Here is an 868-nt window from a genome sequence, read left to right as displayed (position 1 = left end):
GTGTAATTGCTAAATGATGTCCACGAATCGTTATTTGCATAATTCTATCCCTCACCTTTTTTAGGTTATCTAAAGAAGAACTAAAACGATTTAATGCGATCAAAAAGAAAAATTGGGACAATTAAACCATTTTAGTTACTCTCTTGGTGAAAATGAAATTTCATTATTTCGTCATAATGAATCTCTAGAATAGTCATACTTCAAATTTCAGATCAAGACTTTTCTTTCAGACGACGAAGGAATATGTAACGATTCTCGATATTTTGCGACCGTTCTTCGAGCCACCTCAATTCCTTCATCCTTTAGTAATGTAGCAATTACATTATCTGACAAGGGTTTACGCGGATTTTCATTCGCAACAAGTTTCTTAATCATTGCACGAATTGCAGTAGAAGAAGCCTCTCCCCCTGCAGTTGTTCCTACATGGCTAGAGAAAAAATATTTCAACTCAAAAAGTCCACGTGGAGTAAGCATGTATTTATTTGTAGTTACACGAGAAACTGTAGATTCATGCAATTCGACTTCTTCCGCGACATCTCGAAGAACTAGCGGTTTCATTGCTTCAGGACCTATTTCCAAAAAGGCTTTTTGATGCTCCACAATACAAGAAGCTACTTTTAATAACGTTTTATGCCTTTCATCAATGCTTTTGATAAAGTTTTTCGCCTCAAGCATTTGATTACGTAAATATAAATTATCTTCACTCTGATCTGCTCTACGAATCATACTAGAGTAAAAAGAATTAATTCTTAATTTAGGAAGCACATCTGGGTTTAGCTGAACCTGCCAATGTAAGTCTTTTTTTGAAACAACTACATCGGGAATTTGATAGTCAGATTCTTGCTTATCAAAATCCATACCTGGATAA

At 34.9% G+C, this 868-nt stretch carries 1 protein-coding gene; it reads right to left on the bottom strand.

Annotated features, from left to right (window positions below; all coding sequences use genetic code 11):
• Positions 1-207: 207 nt before the first annotated feature.
• Positions 208-868, bottom strand: a 661-nt coding sequence (rpoN, locus tag HUN22_RS17350) for an RNA polymerase factor sigma-54 (RefSeq protein ID WP_174731988.1), incomplete at its 5' end; no start/stop codon positions are given.

Source organism: Acinetobacter lactucae (assembly GCF_013344765.1).
GTDB lineage: Bacteria > Pseudomonadota > Gammaproteobacteria > Pseudomonadales > Moraxellaceae > Acinetobacter > Acinetobacter lactucae_A.
The sequence above is the reverse complement of the archived record's forward strand: the minus strand, read 5'-3'. Positions and strand labels throughout refer to the sequence as shown.